This is a genomic window from Nitratireductor soli, assembly GCF_001050155.1.
GTDB classification, from domain to species: Bacteria; Pseudomonadota; Alphaproteobacteria; order Rhizobiales; family Rhizobiaceae; genus Nitratireductor; species Nitratireductor soli.
In genome coordinates, this window is record NZ_LFVY01000016.1 from 58548 (window position 1) to 80189 (window position 21642).

Below are 21642 nucleotides of genomic sequence, written 5' to 3' on the forward strand. Positions count from 1 at the left end.
ATCGTTCCTCACCAAAGATAGAAGAATGCGAAAATGAACACCCAGACCAGATCGACGAAGTGCCAATAAAGCCCCATGATCTCGACCTGTTCGTAGTCGCCGCGGCGGCTCGTGAAGAAACCGCGCGCGCCATCGTCATCATAGTCGCCGCGCCAGACCTTGCGCGCAACGATCAGAAGGAAGATGACACCGAAGGTAACGTGGGTGCCGTGAAAACCGGTAATCATGAAGAAGCTGGAACCGAATTGCGCTGCTCCCCAGGGATTGCCCCACGGCCGCACGCCTTCGGTGATGAGCTTGGTCCACTCGAAGGCCTGCATGCCGACGAAGGTCGCGCCCAGAAACGCCGTCAGGAGAAGCAAGGTCACGGTGGCTCGCCGGTTCCGTCGATAGGCAAAGTTGACGGCCATCGCCATGCTGCCGCTCGATGAGATCAGCACGAACGTCATGATGGCGATCAGGATGAGCGGCATCTCGACGCCGCCGATATGCAGCGCGAAGACCTCGCTGGCATTCGGCCAGGGCACAGTGGTCGACATGCGTGCCGTCATGTAGGCGAGCAGGAAACAGCCGAAGATAAAGGTGTCGGACAGAAGGAATATCCACATCATGGCTTTCCCCCAGGACACGCTCTTGAAGGCGCGTTGGTCCGAGGCCCAGTCTGCGGCCACGCCATGCAGACCCACCGGCCGGGACTGTCCGGTTGCAGTGCCGTCTAGCGGTGTTTCAGCCATCATACCCTCCCTTCATGCCAGGAACTGCCGGCATATGGCGACGAGATCGCCAGCCCAGCCTGCCAGCAGGATGAACAGGCAGAGCCAAACGAACAGCAGGAAGTGCCAGTACATGGCGCACAGGTCGATGCCGAGACGCACACGTGCGCTGCAATAGGTTTCGCGCCAGGCCACGGCCGATACGCGTGCGAGCGCGACGAGCCCGCCCAGAATGTGCAGGCCGTGCATGCCGGTGATGAGATAGAAAAAACCGTTCGCCGCGTTCACATCCATGAAATGGCCGGCCGCCGAAAGCGTCCGCCAGGCCGCGAGCTGGCCGATCAGGAACACGATGCTCGACAGCCCTGCCGTCGCCAGCCCCAATCGGGTGATGTCCATGCGGTTCTCCCTTGCGGCGCGGACTGCGCAGGAAAGGGCGATGCTGGCGAGTACGAGGACAATGGTGTTGAACCACAGCACGGCCGGCAGGGGCGGCGCCTGCCAGTCGGCATATTCCATGCGCATGAAATAAGCGCTGGCGAAAAGCGCGAACAGGCTGCCGATGACGGCGAGGAAAATGCCGAGCGCGACCTTCGCCGTCGGCATGTATGAAACATCCGTGGTCGGCAGGGCGGCACCGTGTTCCAGCCAGGGCTTCGACATGAGCCGCTGGTGGGAGAGCCACCAGAACGAGAAGCCGATGACGACCGTCAGGAAAACGAGAATGACGCTCATACCGCTCCCCTGTGCTGCGGCCCCGGGTCGTTCTGGGCGATGAAATCCTCCGGCGCGCCAGGCACCGAGTAGTCATAGGCCCAGCGATAGACGATCGGCCTTGCTGCGCCCCAATTGCCGTGCGGCGGCGGCGTGGTCGGCGTCTGCCATTCCAGGCTGGTGGCGCGCCAGGGATTACCACCGGCTTCGCGGCCGTAGCGGAGGCTCCACACCAGATTGAACAGGAACACCATCTGGGCGAACCCGACGATCAGCGCGGCGATGGTGATGAAGGCGTTCAGGCTGTGCACGGAATCTGCCACGAAGGCCACATCGCCCAGTTCCGGATAGCGGCGCGGCACACCCACCAACCCGACATAGTGCATCGGGAAAAAGATCGCATAGGCGCCGACGAAAGTGACCCAGAAATGAAACTGACCCATGGCCTCATTGAGCATGCGACCAGTGATCTTGGGATACCAGTGATAGATTGCCCCAAACACCACCAGGACCGGCGCCACACCCATGACCATATGGAAGTGGGCGACGACGAACATGGTGTCGGACAGAGGCACGTCGACCACCACGTTGCCGAGGAAAAGCCCCGTCAGGCCGCCATTGACGAAGGTGACGATGAAGGCGAGCGAGAACAGCATGGGCAAGGTCAGATGGATGTCGCCGCGCCACAGCGTCAGCACCCAGTTATAGACCTTGATGGCCGTCGGGATGGCGATGATCAGCGTGGTTGTGGCGAAGAAGAAGCCGAACCAGGGATGCATGCCCGACACATACATGTGATGCGCCCAGACAACGAAAGAGAGCGCACCGATGATGATGATGGCCCACACCATCATGCGGTAGCCGAAGATATTCTTGCGTGCGTGGGTGCTGATGAGATCGGAAACGATGCCGAAAGCCGGCAGCGCCACGATGTAGACTTCCGGATGCCCGAAGAACCAGAACAGATGCTGGAACAGGATCGGGCTGCCGCCGCCATAGCTCATCAATTGCCCCATCTCGACCAGCGCCGGCATGAAGAACGATGTGCCGAGCAGCCGATCGAACAGCATCATCACGCAAGCGACGAAGAGCGCCGGAAAAGCCAGCAACGCCATGACCGTTGCGGTGAAAATGCCCCAGACAGTAAGCGGCATGCGCATCAGCGTCATGCCGCGCGTGCGGCCCTGGACCACCGTCACGACATAGTTCAGTCCGCCCATGGTGAAGCCGATGATGAACAGGATCAGCGAGACGAGCATCAAGATGATGCCGGCGCCTTGCCCGCCCGGCGTACCGGACAGGATTGCCTGCGGCGGATAGAGCGTCCAGCCGGCGCCGGTCGGCCCGCCCGGAGCGAAGAAGCTCGCCACAAGGACAAGCACGGCGAGCAGGTAGATCCAGTAGCTGAGCATGTTGACATAGGGGAACACCATATCGCGCGCACCGACCATGAGCGGGATCAGATAGTTGCCGAAACCACCGAGGAAGAGAGCGGTGAGCAGGTAGATCACCATGATCATGCCGTGCATGGTCATGAACTGGTAATAGGCCTCCGGCGTGATGAAATCGAACGTGCCGGGAAAGCCGAGTTGCAGCCGCATCAGCCAGGAAAGCACCAACGCCACCAGGCCGATGGCCAGCGCCGTGCCGGAATACTGAATGGCGATGACCTTGGCGTCCTGCGAGAAGACATAGGTCGTCCACCACCCCTTCGGATGGTAAAGCTCGAGTTCGGGCGTCTCGGCCGGCGGGACCCCCTGTTCGGCATGGGGTGTGGCATCGACCATCGCGTCACCTCCTTGGGCACTGCCGATGACGACTGGTCGGCCCAGCGGCGTCACCGGAACATTCCTCTATGCGGCGGCCTCCCGTCTCACGGTTCGTCAGCGTCCATGACGCCGACCGTTGTTGGCGCGGAAAGCTGGGCGAATGTCGTTTGACCGTCGAGCCAGGCCTGGTAATCCTCTTCCGTGTCCACCATGACGATACCGCGCATGTAGCCGTGTCCCGTGCCGCAAAGCTCCGCACAGAGCACTTCGAAGGTTCCCGTGCGCGTCGGGGTGAACCAGAAATAGGTGACGGTGCCCGGCACCATATCCATCTTGGCGCGGAACTCGGGCACGTAGAAATCGTGCAGAACGTCGATCGAGCGCAGCAGCATTTTTACCGGCTTGTCGATCGGCAGATGCAGGTCGGCCGCCTCGATCACCACGTCGTCCTGGCCGTAGGGGTCGTCCGGATCTATGCCCAGCGGGTTTTCATAGGTGACGAGCCGGTTGTCCGATTTGCCGAGCCTGCCATCCTGGCCAGGCAACCGATAGCTCCATTGCCATTGCTGGCCGACCACCTCGACCTCGGTGGCGTCGTCGGGAACGGTGATGAATTGCGACCAGACATAAAGCCCCGGCGCCAGCATCGCCGCCACCCCCACCGCCGTCACGGCAGTGAGCCACCATTCCAGTTTCTTGTTTTCGGGATTGTAATCGGCCTTGACGCCTTCCCTGTGCCGGAACCGGAACACGCAATAGGCCATGAACAGGACCACCGCGGAAAACACGGCGCCTGTGATCCAGAAGGTAATGATGAGGGTCTGGTCGATATAGCCCCAATTCGAAGCGATGGGCGACCACCACCATGGGCTCAAGATATGGAACAATATCGAGCCCACAACCACAAGGACGAGTACAAGCGCTACCGCCATCCTCCGTACCTCCTGATCCTTGCGAATCTTCGAATTCAGCAAGAAGCATCTCCATTATAGCTCGCAATAGCCGAATATTTCCAGTGCCGGACCTTTTCACGGCCTTGAACGGTCGCGCCTGGGCGCAGCCTGCATCGGGGGCGGCTTCGAAACCTGGATGCCGTAATGGGTCGGCGCTCATCTGGTAGCCATGAAGGTGGCTGTCCCCCAGCCTGACGATGTTGAAACGGAATCCGCTTGTCGGCCCTGTGCATCAATCGAGGGACAACGATGGACTATTAGGACTTGATGTGTCGCTGGAACAGAGCAGCGCTTGCGCGGTGGATTCATCGGGCAAGATCGTGCGCGAGACGAAAGTGGCGAGCGAGCCTGAGGCGCTGTTGCAGCATTTTTGCCGATCTTGGGCTGCCGGCAGTCAGCATCGGCATTGAGGCGGCCCTCTGTCGCAGTGGCTACGCTTGGGTGCCGCTCGTGGGCGTGTACACTCGAACTCTCATTTGTTGGCGAGCTTCCGGGATCGGGAACGGACCGGCGGCAAGCCTGCTGGTCAGGTGGCCACGGAAGGCGGCCGCCGACCAATCCAAGGTCGGACCGCCTCATAGGGGCAGGCCACTATCCGCCTCGGATCAGACCAGTGAGCCGCCCCGGCGACGCGGAGCGGCCTGCTTTCTCAGATGAGACTATTGCTTTCTGTCAACTGGCTCAACTCAGCCTCGGCCTGTCTCAGCCAATTCCGAGTTTCGGCGCCGCCATGACGTGCGGAGTGTTGAAGGCATCGAGATCAACCTCTCCCTCGGATTTCGCGACAAGAACGCTGCAAGCGCAGTCGCCCACCACGTTGAGCGTGGTTCGGGCCATATCGAGGATGCGGTCGATGCCAGCGATGATCGCCACACCTTCCAGAGGCAATCCCACCGATGTGAGCACCATTGAAAGCATGATGAGGCCACCACCAGGAACGCCCGCTGTACCGATCGACGCGAGCGTTGCGGCGGCCACAATCGTCGCATAGTCGGCACCTGAGAGAGTGACACCGAAGGCCTGCGCGACGAACACCGCGGTGACACCTTGGTACAGCGCAGTGCCATCCATGTTGATCGTGGCGCCGAGCGGCAGGGTAAAGCTCGCCACCGAACTCTTCACTCCAAGATTTCGCGTCGTGGCCGCCATCGTCACCGGCAGGGTACCGGCGCTGGACGTGCTCGTGAAGGAGACGATCGCCGGCTCGATGACCCCTTGAAAAAAGCGGACGGGATTAAGTCTGGCGATGAAGGCAATGATCCCTCCGTAGACGACAACTGCGTGGATAAGACAGCCGAGATAGACAGCCAGAATGATCAGTCCAAGCGGCAGGAGCATCTCGAGCCCGTAGGTGCCTGCGACCCAGGTCATCAGCGCGAAGACGCCATAGGGCGCAAATGCGACGACGATTTCGGCAAGCTTCATGATGACTGCGTTGAGTGCGTCAAAGAAGCCGCGGATCGGCTGCGCCGCCGCGCCGGCGAGGTTGATTGCGAGACCAAAGATGATCGCAAAGAAGATGATCTGGAGAATGTTGCCGTCCGCGGCTGCAGAGACCGGATTGGTCGGAATGATGCCGACAAGAAGTTCGCCGAATGGCGGGGCTTGCTTAGCGTCCACCTTGCCGTCGGCAACGAGTGCAACACCGGCGCCCGGTTCAAGCAATATGCCGAGCAGCAGCCCGATTGCGACGGCAAACGCCGTTGTGCCGAGATAGAAGGCGAGCGTCTTGACGCCGATGCGGCCCATGCGCCCGATCTCGGCGATCGAGGTCATGCCGCACACAAGCGAGACGAAGACCAGCGGTACGACGAGCATCTTGATAGCCGCGATGAAAGCGTCGCCCGCAAGCTTGATCGTTCCAGCTATGGCGGCATTTCCGGTCATGTTGAGCGCCACACCGAGCGCCAGTCCGAGAACGAGCGCGACGGCGATCTGCTTCCACAGAAGCATGCGTGTCCAGAACGAGAATGGGTGCGCGGGTCCTGATTGCGTTGCCATTTGGTTCCTCCCTTAATGGCATTCATTGTATGCAATGGCGGCGGCCCTCCCCGGCAGCCGTCGGCTTTCGGCACGAGCAGGCCCGCGCCTCGCCAATGCGGCGGGGCGTTCTCGGGAACCTGTCGGAATACGAGGCGACAAAAGGGGCCGCGGTCAGCCGAACTGATCAGCGTAGAACTGCGTCGCCTTCAGCCCGGAGCCGGTTAGAATCACAACCGTCTCCTCATCACGTCCAATCCGGCCCGCTTCAACGAACTGCCGCAGCCCCGCCACCGCGTGGGCCGAAGTCGGCTCCGTGTAAAATCCCTTCGCGGCGAGGCGCTTGGCCGTGGCGATGATATCGGCCTCCGCCACGGCCGTGCTGTCGCCTCCGGTTCCGCGAATTGCCGCGACCATCTCGTCAAGCCGGATCGGATTGCGAATTGCCGTCCCCTCGGCCACTGTCGAGGAGTATTCAGGTGCGCGACCTCCCAGACTTTCCGGATGGAGAGCGTGATGGACCGGGCAGCAATTCTCGGGCTGCGTCACGAATATCCGAGGCATGTTCGCGATCTCGCCGGCGGCGAGGAGTTCACGAAAGGCAATGTGGCAACCAAGCACATTGCTGCCGGCTGCCGCCGGAATAATGATGTTGTCGGGCGCGCGGAAGCCGAGATCTTCCCAGATCTCGTAGCCGAGCGTCTTCGTGCCCTGCAGGAACATCGGATGCCAGTTGTGGCTGGCATAGTAAGTGCGCTTGGCCTCCTGGATCGCGGCCGTTTCCGTGTCCTGGCGCGTGCCGGGCACGAGCGTCACGTTGGCCCCGTATGCGCGAAGCTGGGCGATCTTGGCTGGCTGCGTGTAGTGCGGAACGAAGATGCCCACCGCCATGCCGGCAGCCGCGCCATAGGCGGCAATCGCCGCTCCGCCGTTGCCGGAACTGTCCTCCACCACCGACGTGATGCCGAGGGAACGCAGATGGGAGATGAGAACCGAAGCACCGCGATCCTTGAAGGAGCCGGTCGGCGCGAACCATTCGAGCTTCAGTCGGCACGAGATGCCGTCAATGTCGGCGCTGACGAGGGGCGTCATTCCCTCGCCCAGCGAGACCGGCTCCGCGATCTCGACCGGAAGCGCGGCGGCATAGCGCCAGATGGTGCGAAGGCCGGTACGGATGTCGGCGCGATTGATCCCCACGAGATCGCTCACCATGAGGGGATTTCCATCTTGAGAACGCCAGGAGAGCGTGTCGACGGGAAGATGAGCGCCCGTACGCGGATCGACGAAGGCGGGGGATGTTGAGCGGAGCATAGTTCTATCCTTTGACGGCGGCGATCAGCTCGAGTTCGATGTCGAAGCCATGGTGGAGTGCGGGAACGGGGATCACTGCGCGTGCTGGCTTGTGGTCGCCGACGAAGTGCGCATAGCGGACATCGAAGCTCGCCCAATTGGAAACGTCCGTTATGTAGATCGAGACTTTGACGATATCGGTGACCGTCGCGCCGGCTTTGCTGAGGATCGCCCCGGCATGGGCGAGGACGAGATCGACCTGTTCGGCAAAAGGCCGAACGGCGGAACCATCCCCGTCAATCGCCACGGGCAGAATACCCGAGAGGTAGAGCGTGCCGCGATGGGCGACGGCCTGGGAGTAGTGACCGAGCGGAAGCGCCGCTTCGGAAGTTTCAATCAGATCGATCGTCATTCGCTTCCCTTCTTTGCGCCACGTTGGGAAGTGCTTCTCCCCGCGACATCACGCCTATTGACCTCGTAAACAAAATGTCAAAAACTGACTTGATGTCAATGGCAAAATGTTGAAAGCTGACGAAATGTCAAAACGAACCGAGCATGATCTCATTCTTCGCGAGGCTTCCAAGATCGCCGATGCTTTGGCGGAAACCTTCGCGCCGATCTGTGAGGTGGTGCTGCACGACCTCACCAACCCGTCGCATGCGATCTTCAAGATTGAGAACAATATTTCGGGCAGATCGGTTGGCGATCCGGCCACCGAGTTGGGACTTACCCGCATCTCCGACCCGAGTTTCCCAGACAAGCTCGTGAACTATGCCAACAGGCTGTCCGACGGCCGGGTGGTCAAGAGCACGTCAATTGGATTGAAAGACAGCGCTGGCGCCTATATCGCGGCGCTCTGCCTGAATATTGATGTCTCCTACCTGAATGGCATGGCCGAGTACATTGGAAGGTTGACGGCAATCCGCGATATTGAAGGCGTCTCTGAGCGCATCCAGACACCGCGATCCGACGACATCGGCAAATGTGTTCGCGACTTTGCGCTGGCGCGAAACAAGGAACCCAGATCGCTCAACACTGCTGAGAAGCGCGACCTGATGGCCCACCTGCAAGATCTGGGAATGATGTCGCTGAAAGGTTCGATCGACGAGATAGCCAAGGCGCTCGGCGCATCGCGCAGCAGCGTCTACTACTATATCAAGTAGCAGATTGGTCAGTGGCCTGTAATGGTAAAGCCTGCTTTCGGAACCATTCGAGCAATATCTGCAGCCGCTCCTTCGCCGGGTGGCTCGCCAGGAACACCGCCCAATAGGTCGGGCCGGGCAGCGCGATATCCGAGAGCGGGACGAGCGTGCCTGCGTTCAATTGATCGCTGACAAGCAGCTCGGAGGCGAGGACGGCTCCCTGGCCGGCGACAGCCGCGTCAAGCGCATGGACTTCTTCGGAGAATGTCTGGGTGATGTGCGGCCGGCCGCGATCGGCGCCGGCATGGGCCTGCCATCGCTCCCAGCTCGGCGCATTGGCTGCGCCGGATCTCCACCGATAGTGCAGCAACGGCAATGCGAGGATCTCATCCGGCGAAAGCTTATCCTGGCCTGACAAAAGGCCGGGAGCGCATACCGGCAGGATGCGGTCGGGAAACAGCCGATGCCACTCGGCGTCCGCACCCGACCGCTCAGCATAACGGATCGCCATGTCGATGCCCGACGCGTGCAGGTCCGCCACAAGGTCGTCCGCCTCGATTTCGATCATGAGCCCCGTCTCATCGCGCAGGTGCGGAAGCCGCGGCATCAGCCATCTGCTGGCAAAGGCCATGGTCACGGACAGGCGCAGCGGACCGTCCTCATCGTCGGACAGCTGCCCGAGTGCGGCGGCGATGCGATCAAGCGAATCCCTGAGCACCGGAAACAGCTTCTCGCCTGCTGGCGAAAGCTTCACCGGGCGCGGATAGCGCCGGAACAGCTCCACGCCGAGGATCTCCTCCAGCTGCCGCACCTGATGGCTGATCGCGGTGGGCGTGAGGTGCAGCTCCTCGGCCGCGCGCGTGAAATGCAGATGCCGGGCGGCGGCTTCAAAGGCCCGCAGGCCGTGAAGTGGCGGAAGCTTTCGCAAGGTCGCGATCTCCTGGATCAAGCGCGGTACCACGATGAATCTGATTCATCCACCCCCTGAGATATCCGCTTTGGCCAGGCTTTTCCACGCCTGATATTTCCGACAGCAACAGTCATCCACCCGCGAGGAAAGAGACATGACGATGGTGCCGGAAGTTGGTGCAGGCGCTCGAGCGGAGCGCGCGCGGAAGCCTCACGTAATTGTCTATTCCGACTATGTCTGCCCGTTCTGCCTGCTGGCGGAGCATGTCTTGTCCGAGGCGATCGGCGACCGGGACATTTCCATTGAATGGCGCGCTTTCGAACTGCGTCCCGAACCGGTTCCGACCTTGCGCGTCGAAGACGGCTACCTGCCGACAGTCTGGAAAAACGCTGTCTATCCACGCGCCGAAAAGCTGGGCGTGCCCATCCAGCTTCCCTCGATCTCGCCGCAGCCCCGCACGGCAAAGGCCCTCGAGCTTCTGGCCATGGCGCGGGACAAGGGCCTCGACCACCCCTACTCCATGCGGGTGCTGCGCGCCTTCTTTCAGGAAGGCCGCGACATCGGCGATCCCGAAACTTTGATCGGACTTGCGGCCGAGGCGGGCCTCGACGCGCAGGAGGCCCGCGCGGCGTTGGAGAACGGCGCCTATGCGTCGCGCCATCGCGAAGCCCTGCGCCATGCCCGCGAAGACATGGCCATAACGTCGGTCCCGACGATCGTGGTCGGCGAGCGGATTTTCCGCGGAACACCGCCGCTGGATGCATTGCGGCAGGCGCTCGAAGTCCTCGAAGCAAACCAATCACCACAGCAGGCAAACGCCTGACACCACCATAGCCACGAAAGGAAAAAACGATGAGCTGGCTCTATCTTGGAATTGCCGTGATCCTGGAGATCGCGGTTGCAATCAGCGCGGGCAAGGCGAAGGGGTTCACCCATCCCGGATGGACTGCCGCGACCCTCGTCAGCGGGGCTGTCGCGACGTTCTTCCTGAGCCTCGCCCTTCTCACCTTCGATGTCGGCGTGGGTTACGCCATCTGGACCTCAGCGGCCGGCGTCGGAATCGTCGTTCTGGGCGTGCTGTTCTTCGGTCAAACGCTCAACTGGAAGAAGACCGTCGGCATTCTTCTCGTTGTCGGTGGCGTCGTCGGCTTGCGCCTCAGTGGTGCAGCGTAAAAAGCCGCCGTTCAGCACCTCCTCAACTTCCATTGACTTCAAGGATTTTCGACATGACCAAGACAAATCAAGACAATGCCGGCAGCACGCGCGCCTGGATAAGCCTGCTCCTCGCCGGAGCCTTCGAGATCGGATACGCGCTGAGCGTTGGCGGCAGCCAGGCTTTCACCGTCCTCAGCTGGTCGGTTGCAGCCATCGTGTTCTTCCTGCTGACGCTTTACTTCCTCAGCGTTGCCTTGCGCACCATCGACGTGGGCATCGGTTATGCGGTGTGGGCGGGCATCGGCTCCGTCGGCGCGGCTGCTTTCGGCAGCGTTCTTCTCGGCCAGTCGCTCACCATCACCCAGGCATTCTGGCTCGCAGTCATCATCGGCGGCGTCGTCTGGCTGAAGCTTGCCGACAGCGCGAAGCTTCAGGGGCAAAGCTGATGTGCGCCGGACCAGCGTCCCGCTACCAGAAGCTCATGGAAGAGACCGTGGCCTATTCCATGGACCATGTTCACGACGGCGGCATTCCCTTTACCGCCTTGGTGGTCGACCGCAACGGCACCATTCTCGGACGCGGCGTCAACCGCGTCCGGGAGCACCACGACCCGACCGCGCATGCCGAGGTCGAGGCGATCCGTGACGCCTGCCACACGCACGGCACGCCCAACCTGTCGGGCGCGACGCTTCTGGCGTCAGGAGAACCCTGCGCGATGTGCTACATGAGCGCGCGGTTTGCCGGAATTGCCCGCGTGGTCTTCGCCGCCGATCGCCATGAGGCCGCCGAACACGGCTTCGACTACCGCGGCACCTATCGGCTGTTCGCCGACGATCCGCTGCACTGGCAGGCGCCGTCCGTCGAAAAACTCCCGGTTCCAGAGCGGCTGGCACCATTCCAGTCTTTCCGTTCAAGACTGCGCGTTCTCTAGAAACGCATTGTCCTTACCCTAGTGTCCGGGTTCAGCGCCAATGAGACAATTTCGGCTTAACGGATAGAGGAGGATTTCTGGCTCATCGTAGCCCTTCAAGGAGCGAAGATGAGATGGAAATCCGGGACACAGAAGGAGCCGGCTGAGAAGGTCATCAAGGACATCCGCCGCGCCACCCGCAAACAATATTCCGCTGAAGAGAAGATCCGCATCATGCTGGAAGGCTTGCGCGGTGAGGAGTCGATTGCCGCGCTCTGCCGACGTGAAGGCATTGCCGAGAGCCTCTATTACAATTGGTCGAAGGAGTTCCTCGACGCCGGCAAGAAGCGGTTGGCCGCCACCGACGAGGTCAAGCATCTGCGCCGCGAGGCCGGCGATCTGAAAGAGGTCGTCGCCGAGCAGGCACTGGAACTGCGGCTGCTCAAAAAAGCATGATCGCGGATGGGGGCGACGACGAATGAGATACCCCGCCTCCGAGAAGCTGGAGATCATCCGGCTCGTTGAGCAATCGCATCTTCCGGCAAGGCGCATGCTGGAACAACCGGGCATTCCCGATCGACGTTCAATCGCGGGTACGACCGCTTCCTCACGGGCGGCGTTGATGCCCTGGAAGACAGCAAGCCCCAGCTCAGGCGGATCTGGAACCGCATTCCCAACGAGGTGCGCCAGAAGGTCATTGATCTTGCTCTCGATGAACCGGAGCTGTCACCACGCGAGCTGGCGGTGACATTCACCGATACGCGAGGCTACTTCGTCTCGGAATCCTCGGTCTACCGCCTGCTCAAGGCGCAGGACCTGATCACCAATCCCGCCTTCATCGTCATCAAGGCCGCCGATGAGTTCCATGACAAGACGACGGCTCCGGACCAGCTGTGGCAGACCGACTTCACCCATCTGAAGGTCATCGGCTGGGGCTGGTTCTATCTGTCGACCATCCTCGATGACTACTCCCACTAGATTATTTTTCTGCCCTAATGAATTGATTTTCCTACAGAAAGCTTCCTTTTGGCGCCCAAAGCCGAGACTCGGGCCGTCAAAAAGTTATCCTTTTGATTTTGTTGTATTTTCTGGGAATTTTGGCGCAGAAAAAATTCTGTGAACTATCGGTATCTATCGATCGTTTCGCGGTGGGGCATAGACCTCAAACCTCAAATCTTGTGCTTCATAAAGTACCGTCAAAATCGGCGAAATCAATACGCCCTCCTCCGTCCTAGATCGATGGGATGGCGGGTTGGCCTTGCCGATTGAAGGAGCCGAGAGGGGTTAGGCCTCTCCGACTGACTGATACGAAACCGCGGTTTTCAGCCATCAGAATTCGAGGACTTGTATCAAGACGATGACAGCGGGTTTGCCATATGCCGCGTTTGCTAACCGAGGTGATGCTAACCGGGGCATTTTCAAACTAGCGCCCGGTTTGAAGATAAGCTAGAACGTTCACCATGAGTGAGCAAATCGCGGGAAAGCTGAAACAGCTTGAGCGCCTCCTCCCGGAGGGCTTGCTCATTGATTCCGCGTGGCTCTCCGCACGCGACTACTATGCTTCCCTGCGCACCAAATATGTCGCCTCGGGCTGGCTCGAACAGCCGGCACGCCGGGTCTATCGACGCCCCCGCGGGCAGTTGAGCTGGCAGCAGGTCATTATCTCACTCCAGACGCTACTCGGCCATCGCCTTGTCGTTGGTGGCCGGACGGCTCTCGAACTGCAGGGCTATGCCCATTACCTCTCGCACGGCGGTTCTGAGGTTTATCTTCACGGTCCAACGAAGCCGCCCAACTGGCTCACCGCTCTGCCACTCAAGGAAGAATTCGTCTACCGCAACAGCACACCGCTCTTTGGGAGCGACCTAGACGAGGTTGACTTCCCTCCCCTCGTTCCGGGTGCCGGCAAGCAAGGCGACCGGCCTCTCCAGGAGGCCGGGTTGCGCTCGCTTGCCTGGGGACAATGGGATTGGCCGCTGACGGTTTCAGCACCGGAACGTGCCATCCTCGAGCTTCTCGACGAACTGCCCGACCATGAAAGCTTTCATCAGGTCGACGTGCTCATAGAGGGCCTGAGCGATCTTGCTCCACGACGGCTGCAGAAGCTGCTTGTCCGCTGTCGAAGCGTGAAGGTGAAGCGCCTCTTCTTCTTCTTCGCCGATCGGCATCGCCACGCATGGCTCAAACACATTGAGCGCGCTGCGATCGAGCTTGGCTCGGGCAAGCGCATGCTGGTCAAGGAGGGGCGCTACGATCCCGTCTATCAAATCACCGTGCCGAAAGAACTGGATGAGGCACCCTGATGGCTTTTGCTGATGCCTACCGCAACCAAGTCGCGCTCCTGATCCGCGCGCTGCCTTCCGTCGCAGCAGAAGAGTGCTTTGCGATGAAGGGCGGCACGGCCATCAATCTCTTCATCCGGGACCTGCCACGGCTCTCGGTCGATATCGACCTCACCTATCTGCCGGTTCAGGAACGTGCGGCCTCGCTAGCTGCGATCGACGCGGCGATGCTGCGCATCGCAGAGCGCATCACTCAAGCGGTTCGTGGCACCCGCGTCGCCCCTTCGCGCTCGCGCGAAAACGTCGTCACCAAGCTCGTGGTCCGGAGCGACAGTGCCCAAATCAAGATCGAGGTCACGCCGGTCCTGCGAGGCCGCGTATTCGAGCCCGAGATACGTCTCGTCTCATCCAGCGTCGAAGACGAGTTTGGTTTCGCGGAAATGCAGATTGTCTCCTTCCCCGATCTCTACGCCGGCAAGATAGTCGCTGCATTTGACCGGCAGCATCCGCGTGATCTCTTCGATGCGCGCGACCTCCTAGCAAACGAAGGCATCGACGACGCGCTGCGGCGGACCTTTCTCGTCTACCTCATCAGCCACGACCGGCCCATGGCCGAGGTGCTTGCGGCGCGCCGCAAGGACATCAAGGCTGAGTTCGAGCGCGGCTTCGTCGGCATGACGCAGCAGCCGGTCGCACTAGACGACCTTCTGGCAGCGCGTGAAACGCTGATCAGCGAAGTCGTCGGCTCAATGCCTGATGCTCACCGCCAATTCCTGTTGGCATTCGAACGAGGCGAGCCCAATTGGTCAACAATCGACTTGGAGGCAGCCGCTAACCTGCCGGCCGTGCGATGGCGGCAACAGAATCTCGATCGCATGAGTGCTGAGAAGCGGGGGACGCTGGTGAAACAGCTTGAAGAGGTCTTGGCGAGATAGGCGAAGCGATGGCGGAGATGGGGGTGTCTGGACCGAGGAGCAGAACGACGCGATCGTTGCGGACTACTTCGCAATGCTCGCCGACGACATCGCCGGCCGCCCATACAGCAAGGCCGAGCACAACCGGCTCCTGCAAGCGGTAATTGGGCGGCCTCGGGGTTCCATAGAATATAAGCACCAGAACATCAGCGCGGTGCTAAAGGGCCTCGGCGAAGATTGGATCCCAGGCTACAAGCCGGCCTTCAATTTCCAAGCCTCGCTTATCGATGCCGTAGTACGCTGGCTCGAGCGTCATCCGGATTGGCTTGTCCCGGCCGCGCGGATGGCAATGGGGCCGTCGCTATCGGCGCTTCGGGAAGAAGCGATGTTGTGGATCGGCCCGCCGCCGACGCACAGCAATGCGCCGCCGCCCGATGAACTCGAGCAAATGACCGCCATCGCCCGGAAGTACGACGTGGCCGAACGTGATGCTCGCAATCGTGCGCTGGGTCGCGCTGGCGAGGAGCGTATCCTCGCCAATGAACGTGCCAGCCTTCTTGCCGCCGGTCGAACCGATCTTGCCGAACGCATCCGCTGGGTGTCGCATGTCGATGGCGACGGTGCCGGCTATGACATCCTTAGCTTCGATCCTGACGGTAGCGGTCGGCTGATCGAGGTGAAGACGACCAAAGGCTGGGAGCGCACACCGTTTCACATCACGCGTAATGAACTGGCCGTTGCTGAGGAGCGCCGCAATGACTGGCGACTAGTGAGGTTGTGGAATTTCGCGCGGGAGCCGCGAGCATTTGAGTTGCGGCCGCCGTTGGAGGCGCATGTGTCGCTGATGGCAACCAGTTATCAGGCCGATTTCTTATAAGGGCCGACGGCGGAATGTCCGGGTCGGACGGAAATTGAAAGATAAGCTGCCGTTCGGTTCGTGACCCCAATTCCCGATTGAGAGCTCTCCGGTATTCGCTCGAAAGCGGACTGGCCTCCATTTGTGCGCAGCGTTCGGAAGCTGCTATCGTGCATGGGCTAGGGTAGAGGAAGGTAATAACGACCTTGCGAAGTTCCCCCTACGAAGAAATAGGTGAGAAGGCCCCTGCTCCGCAACTCCGACCATCTGCGCTGCGGGCCGCAGCAAACGAACAGATCGCAATTTCCTCGCCAATGAACTATGAGAAACGACGCGCTTTGGCCGAGATCGAATGCCGGCGAATGTTTGCGGATCGCAGGGCCTGATAGAGGAGCATGCTTCGGCTGCCGACGAAGATTATGTCGAATGAAATCTCGAAGAAACTGATCGAGCAAATCGACCTCGCACACCGAGCGGATATTTCGCGCGTCCGCGATGCTGCAATGGGTATCAGCGGGCTGACGGCCGATCGACTGGCGAGCGCTGCTCTCGGCGACATTGTCACCAGAAACAGCGTCTTGCAGGATACGTTGAAGGGCATCTACGGCGTTGGATCAATCCACGACGTTATCTCCGGCAGGATGCGGGGCAGCGATGCTTTCGCGACCATCAACGACAGCCGTTGGCGCGAGGCGGTGATTGGCACCTTTCCGTCCGGCACCGCTGCGGCTCTAGCCCAAAGTCTCCACGGCCAGTTTTCGTTGCCGGACACCACCAAGATTTCCGAGTTGCTCTCGGGCATCGGTCGCTATCCCTCGGCGATGCGGGACGCATTTGGCGGCATGCGCGAGCTGCGGGAACGCTTACGCGTGATGCAGTCGCCTTGGCTCGATCTCGAACGGGAACCCTTATCAATACGGGCCTTCGCCAACATCCAGGCGATCGGCGGCCTTGCGACCTCAACAAATTCCTATAGCAAGTCGATCACGGCAGCGCTGCGCTCGCAGCTAGGCGACTGGCGCGATCCGATCACCTTCGACGTGCCCAAGCTAGCTGATGCATTCGCACGCATCGAACTTTATAATAGTCGGGGCTTCAATCCGGACCTCACGCATTTCAGCGAGGAAGCCTATCAGGAGACGGTCGAGGTTTCCGGCCTTGTCCTGGATGACGCGGACGTTGAGACAGTCGATGGTGATGATGATCTTGAACTCAACTCGAGGGCATATCAGACCTTACTTCGCTTTGAGCGTGAAATCCGCGCCTTTATCGTGACGGTCATGAGCACTACCTTCGGACCGGATTGGATGAAACACCAGTTGCCTCCGACCATCCACGATCAGTGGCAGGCAAAGAAGACCGCTGCGCTCAAAGCTGGTGCGGACGATCTGCCGTTGATCGAGTATGCTGATTTCACCGATTACCTGCCCATTATCGAGCGTAAGGACAATTGGGTCAGTGTCTTCAAGCCCGTCTTCGGACGGCCCGAAGACATTCGGGAATCGCTTCAGCGACTTTATCCGGTTCGACTGGCAACGATGCACGCTCGCATCATCACACTCGATGATGACTTGCTGCTGCGCTCTGAAACCACGCGCATGTTCACCAAGCTGCGCCGTCACAAGAGCTAGTCGAGGCGCCGCGCTACGCGTAAAGAATTCGAGAACGCGGTTCCGCGCGCGATCACCCGCGACATCGACGACGGCAGGGCGTGGAATGCGACCGATTGAGCAGGGAATTAGTTTATCGCTATCCCTTCAGCTTGGCGAGCAACTGATCGTGCAGCTCTGCAATCCTGCGATTGAGGCCTTCGATCGTTCCAAGCGCGCCGATTGCGATCTGGACCGCCTCGGCGGGTATTGCCCGCTGTCCCACGCCGATCTTCACAATGCGGCCAAGTGAACGGCGCAGCCCGTCTTTGCCGAACTTGCCGTAGATGATTTCGTCGAGCGCATTGGCGGCCTCCATGCCGCAACTCTCTCTTAGTGTATCGCGATAGCCGCTCAGGTCTCGCTGCTCCGTTCCACGTCGTCCGCCGTGGCTTCGAGCATCGCGGCAATGCCCGCGACGTCATCCCTTGTACCGGTGCCATCGGCAATGCGCTCGAGATACTGGCGCGAGCCGGCCGGTGAAAAGACAAGCGTATCGAGATTACGGGCGGCACCTCGCGAACGCCGGTTACGAAACGTCCCTGCGACCGCTTTCCCCCCATCGGTCAATCAATGCTGCAACATCCCTCAGGCACGCGATCAGCTCGCGGAGCCCTTTGGCGAGATCGGTGACCGATCCTGGAATGGCAACGACGGTGCCTTCAGATGTGATCCTTTCGTTCATGGTCCCCACTCTAATATTCTTTCTGCCCTAAGGATTTGATTTTCCTGCAAAAAATATCCTTTTTGGCTCCCTGCGCCGCGATGGAGGCCGTCAAAATGTTAGCATTTTGATTTTGCAGGGTTTTTAAGGAATTTCTGGGCAGAAATTTTTTTGTGGACTATCGGGATCTATCGACCGTTTCACAGTGAGGCATTGACCTCAAATCTCGAATCCCTTGCCTCCGATAAAGTACCGTCAAAACCGGCGAAATCAATACATCCGCCCCTCATCCCAGATCGCTGGGATCAGGGCGGCCTTGCCGAACAAGGGAGCCGAGATGGGCTAAGCCTCTCTGGCTGGCTGACACCAAAGTGCGGTTTTCAGCGCCAGAATCCAAGGATTTGTATCAAGACGAAGACTGAGGGTTTGCCATATGCCATATTTGCTAACCGACGCGACGCTAAACGGGGCATTTTCAAACTATCAGCAGCCACGTTTTTTGAGTTGCGCCCGCCCGCTGGAAGAGCGTGTGTCATTCATGGCGACTGCCTACCAGGCAAATTTGTTCTGACACCCAAACGAGTTTTCGCGGGGGCGTTACTACCAGTTCCTCGACAACGGCGGGTCAGAATATCAGGGCAAGTTCGACCTGAACGCAGCGCGCAAGAGCATGCCTATCGTTCTCCGCTACACGTCACACCACCCGCACGAACACCCACCCCCCATTAATCTTCCATGATCGTGCGAGGCCGCGCCCCACAAGCCGATTTGCGACGCGACTGACGTCCCAGACGAGCTCTTCGATCGCATCGGCTAGTTCCACGGCATTGCGTGGTTGAACCTCGTCCATTGCGCTGAGAACGGCCGCTTCGATCTCGGGATTATAAGGCGGCTCCCGATTTCCCCCCTCAAATCGGTCGCACCACAGAATGTGACCACGCCAGACGATGAAGTGGCTTTCGCACCCTCCTTCACGCCACACTGAGGGAAAGAGGGTAAGTCCTTCTCCCCGCATATCAAAGCGCCATGCCTTGTCGGCGCGACTGTCCAGGTTGATTACTAACGTCTCGCCGCACCCATCAGGGCACGCCATGACAATCGATCTGGGTCGTGAGCGAAACACCATGGAAGCGTCGCCAGGGGTGCTGAGGCTTGCTTCAGCCTGGTCCCTGTACTCAGCATCGCCGACCAACCGGACCATTCGTGCAGGCTCTGTCATTTGTCGCTCCTATTGTAACGTGTTGGCCGGACCGGCAGATTCCAGGTTGGCCCTTTAGCGAAGGCGCCCATTGAAGAGCAGGCCACGCAATTCGGCTGCACGGCGACAGCCATCTCCTTCACTCGGCCACGAATGCCGTCATAAACCTGATAGCGTGGTTTGATCGGAACCGGCGTGACAGCCCCGAGCAGCATGGTCATCGAGAGCGAACTCACGGTAGAGTTGATCGACAAAACCGCGGGCTGGGGTTCGCGCTCGCCCTGTACATAAGGGTCCGCCGCGCGCTGCTCAGGCGTCAGCATCTCCCGCCGGATCGCCTCGCCGTCGAGTGCGCCCGAGCAGTTCAGGCAAGGAAGTCCGGGCGCAAGCATCTGCACGCGTCCCGTGATATGGCTGACGGCTCCGTTCGCGACAGTGATGCTGACGCCCATATCAATTACGGGCACCAAATACTGGTACGCAGCTTGGTTGACGACCGCCCGGCTCGCATGGGAATCCGTGCACAACAGCACGAAATCGAAGGTTGTGATGAGCTTAGCTACCTCCTCGTCGACGATGTCGGCTTGAAGGGGGACCACCTTGGCATCAGGGTTAATGGCGCGGATCATCCTGGCCGCGACCTCGACCTTCGGCCGGCCAACGTCTGAGGGGACAGAGCCGACGAGGCGATTAAGATTCGTCTCCTCAACTAGGTCGTGGTCGATCACCGTGATCTGCCTGGCGCCGAGATGGGCAAGTTGCTGGCACTCGAGCGATCCCGTCCCACCCGCACCGATCACGCCGAAGTGGAGGCGGCGCAGCAGCCGTTGCCCCGGCGCTCCGAATGCCCTGACCTGCCGGTCGTCGCGTTCCTGATCGGACACGCCGTGCATGGGCGAATGGAGCATGAGCCTCTCTCCCACTTCCCATACGTCAATCTCATCGTCCTTTCCGAGAGGGCGCGCACGGCAGCCCTGCGGCCCAATCACCAGTGCGACATGTGGCACTGGTGCCGCTCGCCGAACAAAATACGAATCCAGTTCCGTCTCGCCCGCATCGTCGACCGGCGAAAAATGCGGATGGCCGGGGCTGGCCGGATGCGTGTGGATCGCGATGACGGCCATGCCGGTGACCCTGCTGCGGTTTGCAACCTCGATGAGGAAAGACGATTTGAGGATCGCAGATACGCAGGTACGGCTCTCATACGCATCGTCCGGCACGGGTCTGGCGTCGGCGACGATCCATGTGTCACTATGCGCATCGTGATGGGCATAGGCGATGGCACAGCTCTCCAGGTCATTGGCGTCGAGCAGCATCGACGCCAGATCGGAGTAGAGAGGTGCAGGAAAGCGGACGCGGCTCATTGGACCTGCCTCATTCGATCGATCACCACATTCATCCACGTCGACAGACTGTCGCGGTTGGGGTTCCATGGTCCCGTCAAATGCCACGAGAACCAGAGTGCCGGCTCGACGGTCTCCGGGACGGGAGTTGACGCGGAGTTCTGTGGTGGACCTCCATGCGCAAGAAGGAGATCGGGATCCGCCCAGAAGCAGTCGAGCTGCGCAAATGGATATCCTGGCGGGACGATGAAGCGGATGGTGGTCGACGACTTCGACCACCCCTCCGGCAGGCGGACGCCCGGCACGGTGACGAGCGTGGTGCCGCTCGGCAACTGCCGGGTCTGAACGTCGCCGAAGCGCTCCCGCAGCTGCTCGAGCTGCATGTCGAACACGCCGGGCATCAGCCGAAATTCGCCTTGGGGACCGACGAGAAACGGCGGACACCATGCTTCGGAACGAGGCTCACAGCCTCATCATCGGCGATGATGCGGTCCGGGTCATCGCCCTCGCCCTCCAGCGACAGGTCATGCTGCGGATCCCAGTCAGATACCATCGCCTTGATCTGCGCGCCGGTCAGCTTCTTCTTATCGGTCTCGTAGGCCTTGCCGTTGACGAAGAACGTGTAGGTGACCTTGTTGGGCGCCGTGATGAACTTCTCGACGCCGTTGGCGGCGAGATCCGCATCGGTGCCCGGTTCGATCAGCTTGTCCTTGCCGCCACGCACCTCCAGGAAGACCGCCTCGTCACTGCCGATGCCGGCGAGCGCACGCAGCACCGCTTCAGGGATGGAAGAACGGCCCCACACGATGCGCGCCTCGTTGAGCTTGACGCGGTAGAGCGGGTCGGTGCTGAAAGTGATGAAGCGGAAGGCGGCACGATCGCGCAGATCGACCTCCTCATCCGCCCGGACATCTTCGAAGTCGCCTTCGGACGTGATCACGAACAGTGAGTGACCATCGATGTCGTTAATGCCGGCCTTCTTCAGGATCTGGCGGCCGAGCGGAACCGGATCGTCGAGGATAAGCGGGTGGAAATCTACGCTGTCGACAGCGAGCGAGACCCGGTAGCGACCGGGGCGCAGGGGGCGATCTTCCTGCACGGCGAGTGCGACATCGTCGATGTCGGGGTTTTCGATAAGAGACATATTTTGTTTTCCTGTGGACCTCGGCCTGATTGCGTCGGTCTCACAGGGTTAATCTC

Annotated in this window: 23 protein-coding genes and 1 pseudogene; 10 read left to right on the forward strand and 14 right to left on the reverse strand. The window is 60.4% G+C overall.

The window, feature by feature from the left end; translation table 11 throughout:
* Positions 1 to 8: 8 nt before the first annotated feature.
* From AB843_RS19250 to AB843_RS19280, 7 genes are all read right to left on the reverse strand, one after another.
* A complete protein-coding gene (locus AB843_RS19250) occupies positions 9 to 734 on the reverse strand; it encodes a heme-copper oxidase subunit III family protein (RefSeq protein WP_048648585.1) in 726 nt (241 codons plus the stop codon).
* 12 nt (positions 735 to 746) lie between these two features.
* Positions 747 to 1448 (reverse strand): cytochrome c oxidase subunit 3, encoded by a 702-nt coding sequence (locus AB843_RS19255; protein WP_048648517.1) that lies wholly within the window; start codon positions 1446 to 1448, stop codon positions 747 to 749.
* On the reverse strand, positions 1445 to 3214 hold the full coding sequence (locus AB843_RS19260; RefSeq protein ID WP_048648518.1) for a cbb3-type cytochrome c oxidase subunit I: 1770 nt from the start codon (positions 3212 to 3214) through the stop codon (positions 1445 to 1447). The genes AB843_RS19255 and AB843_RS19260 overlap by 4 nt, the downstream gene beginning before the upstream one ends.
* 86 nt (positions 3215 to 3300) lie before the next feature.
* Positions 3301 to 4128 (reverse strand): cytochrome c oxidase subunit II, encoded by an 828-nt coding sequence (locus tag AB843_RS19265; protein WP_048648519.1) that lies wholly within the window; start codon positions 4126 to 4128, stop codon positions 3301 to 3303.
* Positions 4129 to 4851: 723 nt separating this feature from the next.
* Complete coding sequence (locus tag AB843_RS19270; protein ID WP_048648520.1) at positions 4852 to 6150, reverse strand: dicarboxylate/amino acid:cation symporter; 1299 nt, start codon at positions 6148 to 6150, stop codon at positions 4852 to 4854.
* A 153-nt stretch (positions 6151 to 6303) separates the two neighbouring features.
* On the reverse strand, positions 6304 to 7440 hold the full coding sequence (locus tag AB843_RS19275; protein WP_048648521.1) for a threonine synthase: 1137 nt from the start codon (positions 7438 to 7440) through the stop codon (positions 6304 to 6306).
* A 4-nt stretch (positions 7441 to 7444) separates the two neighbouring features.
* Complete coding sequence (locus AB843_RS19280; RefSeq protein ID WP_048648522.1) at positions 7445 to 7831, reverse strand: RidA family protein; 387 nt, start codon at positions 7829 to 7831, stop codon at positions 7445 to 7447.
* A 106-nt stretch (positions 7832 to 7937) separates the two neighbouring features.
* Between AB843_RS19280 and AB843_RS19285 the strand changes: the two genes are divergently transcribed.
* Positions 7938 to 8582 carry a helix-turn-helix transcriptional regulator gene (locus tag AB843_RS19285; protein WP_082143908.1) on the forward strand — a complete coding sequence of 215 codons (645 nt, stop codon included), beginning with the start codon at positions 7938 to 7940 and terminating at the stop codon, positions 8580 to 8582.
* Here AB843_RS19285 and AB843_RS26295 read toward each other — a convergent pair.
* Positions 8575 to 9510 (reverse strand): LysR substrate-binding domain-containing protein, encoded by a 936-nt coding sequence (locus AB843_RS26295; RefSeq protein WP_206412930.1) that lies wholly within the window; start codon positions 9508 to 9510, stop codon positions 8575 to 8577. The two genes, AB843_RS19285 and AB843_RS26295, sit on opposite strands and share 8 nt — an antisense overlap.
* 115 nt (positions 9511 to 9625) lie before the next feature.
* On the opposite strand from AB843_RS26295, the gene AB843_RS19295 reads away from it, so the two are divergent.
* The 9 genes and pseudogenes from AB843_RS19295 (at position 9626) to AB843_RS19340 (ending at position 17219) form a co-directional block, all read left to right on the forward strand.
* Positions 9626 to 10294, forward strand: a complete 669-nt coding sequence (locus tag AB843_RS19295) for a DsbA family oxidoreductase (protein ID WP_244468030.1) — start codon at positions 9626 to 9628, stop codon at positions 10292 to 10294.
* 29 nt (positions 10295 to 10323) lie between these two features.
* Entirely contained in the window at positions 10324 to 10644 is a 321-nt protein-coding gene (locus AB843_RS19300; protein WP_048648523.1) for a DMT family transporter, read from the forward strand.
* Between the two features lie 53 nt (positions 10645 to 10697).
* On the forward strand, positions 10698 to 11072 hold the full coding sequence (locus AB843_RS19305) for a DMT family transporter (RefSeq protein WP_048648524.1): 375 nt from the start codon (positions 10698 to 10700) through the stop codon (positions 11070 to 11072).
* Positions 11072 to 11557: a nucleoside deaminase gene (locus AB843_RS19310; protein WP_048648525.1), complete on the forward strand. Its 486-nt coding sequence runs from the start codon at positions 11072 to 11074 to the stop codon at positions 11555 to 11557. Before AB843_RS19305 ends, AB843_RS19310 begins: the two co-directional genes overlap by 1 nt.
* Before the next feature lie 108 nt (positions 11558 to 11665).
* Positions 11666 to 12508: pseudogene (locus AB843_RS25100) on the forward strand (transposase); the annotation flags it as partial.
* A 488-nt stretch (positions 12509 to 12996) separates the two neighbouring features.
* Entirely contained in the window at positions 12997 to 13839 is an 843-nt protein-coding gene (locus tag AB843_RS19325) for a type IV toxin-antitoxin system AbiEi family antitoxin domain-containing protein (protein WP_048648526.1), read from the forward strand.
* Entirely contained in the window at positions 13839 to 14753 is a 915-nt protein-coding gene (locus tag AB843_RS19330; protein ID WP_048648527.1) for a nucleotidyl transferase AbiEii/AbiGii toxin family protein, read from the forward strand. The genes AB843_RS19325 and AB843_RS19330 overlap by 1 nt, the downstream gene beginning before the upstream one ends.
* 73 nt (positions 14754 to 14826) lie before the next feature.
* On the forward strand, positions 14827 to 15609 hold the full coding sequence (locus AB843_RS19335) for a protein NO VEIN domain-containing protein (protein WP_048648528.1): 783 nt from the start codon (positions 14827 to 14829) through the stop codon (positions 15607 to 15609).
* 374 nt (positions 15610 to 15983) lie between these two features.
* A complete protein-coding gene (locus tag AB843_RS19340; protein ID WP_048648529.1) occupies positions 15984 to 17219 on the forward strand; it encodes a hypothetical protein in 1236 nt (411 codons plus the stop codon).
* Positions 17220 to 17337: 118 nt separating this feature from the next.
* Here the strand turns inward: AB843_RS19340 and AB843_RS19345 are convergent, their stop codons facing one another.
* The 6 genes from AB843_RS19345 to AB843_RS19370 form a co-directional block, all read right to left on the reverse strand.
* Entirely contained in the window at positions 17338 to 17556 is a 219-nt protein-coding gene (locus AB843_RS19345; protein ID WP_048648530.1) for a hypothetical protein, read from the reverse strand.
* 35 nt (positions 17557 to 17591) lie between these two features.
* Positions 17592 to 17807 (reverse strand): hypothetical protein, encoded by a 216-nt coding sequence (locus AB843_RS19350; RefSeq protein ID WP_048648531.1) that lies wholly within the window; start codon positions 17805 to 17807, stop codon positions 17592 to 17594.
* A 788-nt stretch (positions 17808 to 18595) separates the two neighbouring features.
* On the reverse strand, positions 18596 to 19120 hold the full coding sequence (locus AB843_RS19355) for a ubiquitination-like system serine protease family protein (protein ID WP_156631028.1): 525 nt from the start codon (positions 19118 to 19120) through the stop codon (positions 18596 to 18598).
* Positions 19117 to 20463 (reverse strand): HesA/MoeB/ThiF family protein, encoded by a 1347-nt coding sequence (locus AB843_RS19360; RefSeq protein WP_157384556.1) that lies wholly within the window; start codon positions 20461 to 20463, stop codon positions 19117 to 19119. The genes AB843_RS19355 and AB843_RS19360 overlap by 4 nt, the downstream gene beginning before the upstream one ends.
* A complete protein-coding gene (locus AB843_RS19365) occupies positions 20460 to 20843 on the reverse strand; it encodes an E2/UBC family protein (protein ID WP_048648534.1) in 384 nt (127 codons plus the stop codon). The genes AB843_RS19360 and AB843_RS19365 overlap by 4 nt, the downstream gene beginning before the upstream one ends.
* Positions 20843 to 21586, reverse strand: coding sequence for a multiubiquitin domain-containing protein (locus AB843_RS19370; protein ID WP_082143910.1), 744 nt, complete (start codon positions 21584 to 21586; stop codon positions 20843 to 20845). Before AB843_RS19370 ends, AB843_RS19365 begins: the two co-directional genes overlap by 1 nt.
* Positions 21587 to 21642 lie beyond the last annotated feature (56 nt).

Coding starts and splice junctions, on each gene's coding strand:
- AB843_RS19345 (WP_048648530.1), bottom strand. CDS start 17,556: ATGGAGGCCGCCAATGCGCTCGACGAAATCATCTACGGCAAGTTCGGC.
- AB843_RS19300 (WP_048648523.1), top strand. CDS start 10,324: ATGAGCTGGCTCTATCTTGGAATTGCCGTGATCCTGGAGATCGCGGTT.
- AB843_RS19330 (WP_048648527.1), top strand. CDS start 13,839: ATGGCTTTTGCTGATGCCTACCGCAACCAAGTCGCGCTCCTGATCCGC.
- AB843_RS19275 (WP_048648521.1), bottom strand. CDS start 7,440: ATGCTCCGCTCAACATCCCCCGCCTTCGTCGATCCGCGTACGGGCGCT.
- AB843_RS19260 (WP_048648518.1), bottom strand. CDS start 3,214: ATGGTCGATGCCACACCCCATGCCGAACAGGGGGTCCCGCCGGCCGAG.
- AB843_RS19265 (WP_048648519.1), bottom strand. CDS start 4,128: ATGGCGGTAGCGCTTGTACTCGTCCTTGTGGTTGTGGGCTCGATATTG.
- AB843_RS19360 (WP_157384556.1), bottom strand. CDS start 20,463: ATGAGCCGCGTCCGCTTTCCTGCACCTCTCTACTCCGATCTGGCGTCG.
- AB843_RS19355 (WP_156631028.1), bottom strand. CDS start 19,120: ATGACAGAGCCTGCACGAATGGTCCGGTTGGTCGGCGATGCTGAGTAC.
- AB843_RS19270 (WP_048648520.1), bottom strand. CDS start 6,150: ATGGCAACGCAATCAGGACCCGCGCACCCATTCTCGTTCTGGACACGC.
- AB843_RS19280 (WP_048648522.1), bottom strand. CDS start 7,831: ATGACGATCGATCTGATTGAAACTTCCGAAGCGGCGCTTCCGCTCGGT.
- AB843_RS19295 (WP_244468030.1), top strand. CDS start 9,626: ATGACGATGGTGCCGGAAGTTGGTGCAGGCGCTCGAGCGGAGCGCGCG.
- AB843_RS19310 (WP_048648525.1), top strand. CDS start 11,072: ATGTGCGCCGGACCAGCGTCCCGCTACCAGAAGCTCATGGAAGAGACC.
- AB843_RS19365 (WP_048648534.1), bottom strand. CDS start 20,843: ATGCCCGGCGTGTTCGACATGCAGCTCGAGCAGCTGCGGGAGCGCTTC.
- AB843_RS19305 (WP_048648524.1), top strand. CDS start 10,698: ATGACCAAGACAAATCAAGACAATGCCGGCAGCACGCGCGCCTGGATA.
- AB843_RS19340 (WP_048648529.1), top strand. CDS start 15,984: ATGCTTCGGCTGCCGACGAAGATTATGTCGAATGAAATCTCGAAGAAA.
- AB843_RS19285 (WP_082143908.1), top strand. CDS start 7,938: ATGTTGAAAGCTGACGAAATGTCAAAACGAACCGAGCATGATCTCATT.
- AB843_RS19325 (WP_048648526.1), top strand. CDS start 12,997: ATGAGTGAGCAAATCGCGGGAAAGCTGAAACAGCTTGAGCGCCTCCTC.
- AB843_RS19250 (WP_048648585.1), bottom strand. CDS start 734: ATGGCTGAAACACCGCTAGACGGCACTGCAACCGGACAGTCCCGGCCG.
- AB843_RS19370 (WP_082143910.1), bottom strand. CDS start 21,586: ATGTCTCTTATCGAAAACCCCGACATCGACGATGTCGCACTCGCCGTG.
- AB843_RS19335 (WP_048648528.1), top strand. CDS start 14,827: ATGCTCGCCGACGACATCGCCGGCCGCCCATACAGCAAGGCCGAGCAC.
- AB843_RS19255 (WP_048648517.1), bottom strand. CDS start 1,448: ATGAGCGTCATTCTCGTTTTCCTGACGGTCGTCATCGGCTTCTCGTTC.